This window comes from Microbacterium sp. Leaf351, from assembly GCF_001423825.1.
Taxonomy (GTDB): Bacteria; Actinomycetota; Actinomycetes; order Actinomycetales; family Microbacteriaceae; genus Microbacterium; species Microbacterium ginsengisoli.
Genome location: NZ_LMPK01000007.1, coordinates 37,805 through 42,366, shown reverse-complemented (window position 1 = coordinate 42,366; position 4,562 = coordinate 37,805). Strand labels below are relative to the sequence as shown.

Genomic DNA, 4,562 nt, shown 5'->3' with positions numbered 1-4,562 from the left:
GCAGCATGCCGCGGTCGCCGGCGAAGGCGCAGCATCCCCAGGCATCCGGCACGGTGACGGTCTCGGCGACCGCCTCGCCGAGCGCGCGCAGCGCGTCGTTCAGACCCATCTGCGTCGACGAGCAGGTGGGGTGCAGCACGAGGGAGGTCGCCACCGGCGACACCTCGCCCAGCCGCGGCAGCACCTCGCGCGCGGTGAAGGCGACGACGTCCTCGGTGCGCACGGCGACGCCCTGGTCGTCGAAGATGTGCGCGAAGCCCTCGGTGCAGCTGGCGGCGTCGCTGAGCACGAGCAGCTCGCCGTCGCGGCTCGCCTCGCGCACGATGCGGGATACCCGCTCGGCCATGACGGCCCGGCCCGCCGTGTAGCCCTTCGAGGTCCAGGGGGTGCTGCAGCACATCGACTCGATGCCCGTCGGCACGAGCACGCGCAGCCCGGCGCGCTCGAGCAGGCGCGCGAACGCCTCGGTGACCCCGAGGCCGTCGCCGCCGAACATGCTGTTCACGCACGCCGGCAGGTAGACGGCGACCGGCTCGCCCGATCCGGCACCCAGCTCCCCCTCGCGGCGACGACGTCCCGGCCCGCCGCCGGGGAGGTCGGCGGAGTACTCCGGCACGGTGTCGGCACCGAGCAGCGCCCGGCCGACGGATGTCGCGCCCCGCACGGCGCCGGCGGGCGCCCGGTCGGCGAGGGTGAGCGCGACCGATCCTGCCCGGGTCACCGGACCCCACGCCTGCGCGGCGGCCTTCCACCCGGCGGCCAGCACCGGATTCTGCTCCTCGCGTCGCAGCCGCTTCACGAGCGCGCCGGTGTTGATGAGCACCGGGCACGCGGTCAGGCACATGCCGTCGACCGCGCAGGTGTCGACGCCCGCGTAGTCGTAGTCCCGCTCCAGCTCGCGCGCGAGCTGCTCGTCACCCGCCACTCGCGCGCGGGCGATCGCGCGTCGCGTGACGATGCGCTGGCGCGGGGTGAGGGTGACGTCCCTGCTCGGGCACACCGGCTCGCAGTAGCCGCATTCCACGCACCGGTCGGCCTCCTCCTCGATGGGCTCGGCCAGCTTGATGTCGCGCACGTGCGCGGTCGGGTCGTCGTCGATGATGACCCCGGGGTTCAGGATCCCCCGCGGATCGCACAGCGCCTTCAGCGCGCGCATCACGTCGTAGAGCTCGTCGCCATACTGCCGGCGCACGTAGGGCGCCATGGCCCGGCCGGTGCCGTGCTCCGCCTTGAGGTTGCCGCCGGCGTCGAGCACGACGTCGACCATCGCCTCGGTGAATCCGGTGAGGCGCCCGAGGGCGGCATCGCCCTCGAAGCGGTCGGTGAGCATGAAGTGGATGTTGCCGTCCTTCGCGTGACCGAAGATCACGCTGTCGCGGTAGTCGTAGCGGGTGAACAGCTCCTGCAGCGACTCGCAGGTGGCGGCGAGGGAGGGCACCGGCACGACGATGTCCTCGAGCAGCGCGGTCGTGCCCGAGGGGCGCGCGCCCGCGACGGTCGTGTAGAGGCCCTTGCGCAGCTTCCACGCCGTGGCGCGCTCGCCGGCATCGGTCGACAGGCGCGCGGGCGCGAGCAGCGGCAGCTCGCCGAGCAGCCGCGCCCCGGCCGCCGTGAGCTCGGCGAGCCGGTCGTCGTCGTCGGCCTGGTACTCGACCAGCAGGGCGGCCTCGCCGGCGACCTCGAAGCCGCGGATCGCGGCGGGCGCATCCGCGAAGGACTGCCCCACGCGGATGCTGGTGGCATCCATCAGCTCGAGGGTCGCCGCTCCCGTCTCGAGCAGGCCCGGCAGGGCTCGGGTCGCGTCGTCGAGCGTCGGGAAGACGGTGAGCGCCGTCGCGATGCGCGAGTGGATCGGCACCGTGCGGTAGACCGCCTCGGCGACGAAGGCGAGCGTCCCCTCGCTGCCGATGATCAGGTGCGCGAGCAGCTGCGCCGGGCTCTCGAAGTCGAGGAACGCGTTGATGCCGTAGCCCATCGTGTTCTTCATCGCGAACTGCCGCTCGATGAGCGCGACCGAGGCGGGGTTGCTGCGCACCCGTCGCTGCAGCGCGCGCAGCCCCTCGACGAGGTCGGGCTCGCTGTCGGCCAGGTGCCGGTCGGCGTCGGGGTCGGCTGTGTCGACGATCGTGCCGGAGGGCAGCACGAAGGTCATCGACTCGAGCGTGCGGTAGGTGTTCTCGGTGATGCCGCAGGCCATGCCGCTGGAGTTGTTGGCGATGACGCCGCCGATCGTGCACGCCGCCTCGCTCGCCGGGTCGGGCCCGAGCCGGAAGCCGTGCCGCATGAGCCGGGCGTTGACCTGCCGCACGGTCGCTCCCGGCTGCACGCGCACGCGGCGTCCCCCGTCGAGCACCTCGATGTCGCGGAAGCCGCGGCGGGTGTCGATCAGGATGTCGTCGGTCGCCGCCTGCCCCGAGAGGCTCGTGCCGCCCGAGCGGAAGGTGACGTGCGCGCCGCCGGCGCCTGCGGCGGCCATGACGGCGGCGACCTCGCCGGCGCTCTCCGCTGTCACGACCGCCCGCGGGGTCAGCAGGTAGTGGGACGCGTCGCTCGCGTACGCGACGCGGTCGATCGCGCGGGTCGTGACGGTGGATGCCGCGGCCAGCGCGTCGTGAAGCGGAACGGGGAGGCCCGCCCCCTCCCGTGCGCCGCGATCGGCACGGGAGGGGGCGGGAGCGTGTGCGGTCATGGTCAGGGAACCATCCATCCGAGGATCGGGGTCGACTGCAGGAAGACGAACACGGTGAACACGGCAAGCAGGCCGAGGCTCCACCAGATGAGCCGGCGGAACAGATCGCCCTCCTTGCCGGTCATCGAGGCGGCGGCTGCCGCGACGGCGAGGTTCTGCGGCGAGAGCATCTTGCCGAGCACACCCGCCGACGAATTGGTCGCGGCCATGAGCACGGGGCTGAGGTCGGCCTGCTTCGCCGCGGTGGCCTGCAGAAGTCCGAACAGCGCGTTCGAGGAGGTGTCGGAGCCGGTGATCGTGACTCCGAGCCATCCGATCACGGGCGAGAGCAGTGCGAAGAAGCCGCCCGTCGCCGCCAGGGCGTGCCCGAGGCTCTGCGTCTGGCCCGAGAAGTTCATGACGTAGGCGAGGGCGAGCACGGCGACGACGGTGACGATCGTGAATCGCAGCTGGTGGATCGTGGCGCCGTACGCCCGCACGGCGCGCCGAGCGGAGACCCGGTAGACGATCGCCACGATGATGCCCGAGACCAGCAGCACGGTGCCGCCGGTGCTGGCCCAGGGGAGCTTGACCACGGTCGAGACCGCCTTGCCCGAGGCATCCGTGATCGTGAGGCCCGGCCACGGGAAGACGAGCGTCGCCGACTTCGCGAGGAACTGCGACACGGCCGGGATCTGGGTGATCGAGAAGAGGGCGACGATCACGACGTAGGGCAGCACGGCGAGCCAGGTGAGGGCGGCCTTCGAGCGGGTGGCGGTGTCGATGCGCGTCGCCTCGGGCACCGTGACCACGGCCGTGGCCGTGCGGCCCGACGGTGTCGGGATCGCCCGCGAGACGGTGGGGACACCGGCTGCTCCGCCGTCGTCGGTCGCGACGACGCCCGCGGGCGTCCAGAAGCGGAGCATGATCAGCACGGCCGTGACCGAGACGATCGAGGCGACGACGTCGGTGATCTCGACGGTGATGAAGTTCGAGGTGACGAACTGGGCGAGGCCGAACGAGACGCCCGCCACGAGGGCGATCGGCCAGGTCTGCCGAAGCCCGCGGCGTCCGTCGACGAGGAACACGAGGATCAGCGGCACGACGGCGGCGAGCACCGGCGTCTGTCGGCCCGCCATCTGGGCGAGCGTGTGCACGTCGATGCCGGTGACGCCGGAGAGCGCGATGATCGGCGCACCGATCGCGCCGAAGGCGACGGGTGCGGTGTTGGCGATCAGCGACACGATCGCGGCCTTCAGCGGCTTCATACCGGCGGCGATCAGCATCGCGATCGAGATGGCCACGGGGGCGCCGAAGCCGGCCAGGGACTCGAGGAGGGCGCCGAAGCAGAACGCGATGATGATCGCGAGGATGCGCTGGTCGTCGCTGATCGCGCGGATGCGCTCGCCGAGCACCTCGAACCAGCCGGTGATGACGGTGAGCCGGTAGATCCAGAGGGCGTTCACGAGGATCCACAGGATCGGGATGACGCCGTAGACGGCGCCGTCCGCCGCCGCGTTGAGCGCCTGCAGGGCGGGCATCTGCCAGACGGCGATCGCGAGGACGAGGGCGAGGACGAGGCCGGTGAGTGCGGCCTTCCATGCCTTCACCCGGAACACCCCGAGCAGCACGAACACGGTGGCGAGGGGGATGACGGCGGCGACCGCCGACAGCACGAGCGACCCGAACACGGGGTCGAGGATCTGATGGAACACGAGCGGAGCTCCTCTTTGAGTCTCTGACGTCTGAACAGGCGACCACTCGCGGTGCGGTCCTTCCGCAGTGATTGTTAGACAAGTGCACATGTAAGTCAAGTGCTCGATAAGGAGTTCCCAGGAATAGACTCGCGCCGTGGTCACCAGAGTCGCCGTCGTCTCGGTGATCGACGCCGTCA

2 protein-coding genes are annotated in these 4,562 nt (G+C 71.5%); both read right to left on the bottom strand.

The features are described from left to right. Positions 1-2,689 (bottom strand): FAD-binding and (Fe-S)-binding domain-containing protein (locus ASG00_RS02710; protein WP_327037464.1); only part of this gene is annotated, 2,689 nt, incomplete at its 3' end. Positions 2,690-2,691: 2 nt separating this feature from the next. Then, a complete protein-coding gene (locus ASG00_RS02705; RefSeq protein ID WP_056206651.1) occupies positions 2,692-4,383 on the bottom strand; it encodes an L-lactate permease in 1,692 nt (563 codons plus the stop codon). Positions 4,384-4,562 lie beyond the last annotated feature (179 nt).